The 240-nt window shown below is 53.3% G+C and carries 1 protein-coding gene; it reads left to right on the forward strand.

Annotation, left to right across the window (positions count from 1 at the left end):
- The coding region (locus KVT32_RS31360) for a hypothetical protein (protein ID WP_217619562.1) at positions 1–240 on the forward strand (240 nt) is incomplete at both ends.

The following is a 240-nucleotide window of genomic DNA, read 5'->3' on the forward strand; positions in this document are numbered from 1 at the left end:
ATTTCCTGCTCCAAGGTTCCGAGCTCAATCTGGCAGGCAAGGGATTCCGCATGGTGACAGCAGACGATGTCATGCTGTTCATCGACATCCCCACCTCCCATCGCTCTATCAAAACCAGTATTTACTCCCCCATGAAACGGATTGTTTCGTTCTTGCAGACGGTCGACGTGCCCCCGGAAGACCTGGCTGCATCGAAAGTAGCTTGGCCGGAACTCTTCGAGCTGGACGATAATGAATCCG

This window comes from Achromobacter sp. GbtcB20 (genome assembly GCF_019091095.1).
Lineage (GTDB): Bacteria > Pseudomonadota > Gammaproteobacteria > Burkholderiales > Burkholderiaceae_B > Achromobacter > Achromobacter mucicolens.